Here is a 1,966-nt window from a genome sequence, read left to right as displayed (position 1 = left end):
TGATGCACGACGCTGCGGCGTGGATGTCCGCCAAGGGAACGCCCGCCTGGGACGTCGCGCGGATCGACCGGACATTCGCGGAGACCTTCGTCCTGAGATCCGAGCTCCTAGGGATCGCCTCAGAAAACGGAAAATAAAGCACGCTAAGCCGTAAGTAAGCGTGCTCCTGTGAAAGCCACAGCTAAAACTGCGTAGTACACATAGAGGTATTTTTTTCTAGATTTATATCGAATTTCGTTATCGAATTTCGCTTATTATTGATCAACTCGTTGCAGATCATGAAGGCGAAAGTATGACGAATAACCCTACCGATGACAGCAGACCATGGTCGGTCTTTCTTATTTTTCTGCGGCTTGGATTGACATCTTTTGGCGGCCCCATTGCGCACTTGGGCTACTTCCGCGCCGAATTTGTCACACGGCGGCGCTGGCTCTCCGAACGGAGCTATGCTGACTTGGTCGCGCTTTGTCAGTTCTTGCCAGGGCCTGCAAGCAGCCAGGTCGGCATAGCGGTAGGACTGTCTCGGGCTGGATACAGCGGGGCGCTGGCTGCTTGGGCTGGCTTCACGCTGCCGTCTGCCATAGCCTTGATCCTTTTTGCGCTCGGCATCTCCAGCTATGGCGATTACGTCTCGCAGGGCGCGTTGCATGGCTTAAAAGTGGTGGCTGTGGCCGTGGTCGCTCAAGCAGTATGGGGCATGGCGCGTAACCTATGCACGGATGGGCTGCGAGTCACCATCATGGCAATTGCTACCTGCGTCGTTTTACTTGTGCCGTCCGCGTGGGGACAGGTTGGCGTGATTGCTATCGCAGGCATCGCAGGCCGGTTATTGTTCAAGCCAGCGAAAGTTGTTGAGCATGACCCCCTACCTATCACGGTCAGTCACCGGGCCGGCGTGCTTTGGCTCTCGCTGTTCTTTGTCTTGCTGATTGGCCTGCCGGTGTTGGCCGAACTGATGCCAAGTCAAACCATGGCAATGGTGGATTCCTTCTATCGTGTCGGATCACTGGTGTTCGGCGGTGGTCACGTTGTGCTGCCATTACTGCAAGCCGAAGTGGTGCCCTCCGGCTGGGTCAACAATGAATCCTTTCTCGCGGGGTACGGGGCAGCTCAAGCGGTGCCCGGCCCTTTGTTCACGTTCGCCGCGTTTCTTGGTGCCTCGATGAACACCGCCCCGTCGGGCTGGATCGGCGGCATTGTGTGTCTGCTGGCTATCTTCGCGCCCTCGTTCTTGCTGGTCGTCGGATCAATGCCATTTTGGGAGCGTTTGCGCCGCAATACAGGCATCCAAGCTGCGCTGGCCGGGATCAATGCCGCTGTAGTCGGCTTGCTGCTGGCCGCGCTGTATCAGCCTGTATGGACTAGCGCCATCTTTCAGCCGCAAGACTTCGGCTTGGCATTAGTTGCCCTTGTCGCACTTATGTTCTGGAAGCTCCCGCCGTGGCTGGTTGTCCTCGGTAGCGGTGCAGCTGGGTGGCTGTTGAGCGTCGCTCTGTGAGGCACAAAAAATGACTGACAAAGACCTCTACGGCGGTTTGATCCGCCTGCACATCCTTCACCATGCAGCCGAGGAACCTGTCTTTGGGCTGGGGATCATCGAAGAGCTACGCCGACACGGCTACGAGATGAGCGCTGGCACCGTGTACCCGATGCTGCACGGCCTGGAAAAAAAAGGCTATCTGACCTCACGCCACGAACGCACCGGGCGACGTGAACGGCGTGTTTATGACATCACTGAACAAGGCAGAACTGCACTTGCTGATGCGAAAACAAAGGTCAAGGAGCTGTTCGGAGAGTTGGTAGAAGGTGGTTGAGTTTTTGCTTCTATGTCAGGTTGAGCTATACCCTAACTGGATTGTCATTTTCAGAAGACGACTGCACCAGTTGATTGGGCGTAATGGCTGTTGTGCAGCCAGCTCCTGACAGTTCAATATCAGAAGTGATCTGCACCAATCTCGACTATGCT

The 1,966-nt window shown here is 55.8% G+C and carries 2 protein-coding genes; both read left to right on the top strand.

What is annotated here, in order from left to right; all coding sequences use genetic code 11:
- Positions 1-292 precede the first annotated feature (292 nt).
- Positions 293-1,498 carry a chromate efflux transporter gene (gene chrA / locus PG883_RS23305; protein WP_000184001.1) on the top strand — a complete coding sequence of 402 codons (1,206 nt, stop codon included), beginning with the start codon at positions 293-295 and terminating at the stop codon, positions 1,496-1,498.
- Positions 1,499-1,508: 10 nt separating this feature from the next.
- Entirely contained in the window at positions 1,509-1,814 is a 306-nt protein-coding gene (locus PG883_RS23300) for a PadR family transcriptional regulator (RefSeq protein WP_000130000.1), read from the top strand.
- Positions 1,815-1,966 lie beyond the last annotated feature (152 nt).

It is taken from the genome of Aeromonas sp. QDB25 (genome assembly GCF_027707725.1).
Taxonomy (GTDB): Bacteria; Pseudomonadota; Gammaproteobacteria; order Enterobacterales; family Aeromonadaceae; genus Aeromonas; species Aeromonas caviae.
Note: the sequence above shows the minus strand (reverse complement) of the source record. Positions and strands in the feature narration are given on the sequence as shown.

Bases quoted from the DNA above. Each gene is read 5' to 3' on its own strand.
- PG883_RS23300 (WP_000130000.1), top strand. From the start codon at position 1,509: ATGACTGACAAAGACCTCTACGGCGGTTTGATCCGCCTGCACATCCTT.
- chrA (WP_000184001.1), top strand. From the start codon at position 293: ATGACGAATAACCCTACCGATGACAGCAGACCATGGTCGGTCTTTCTT.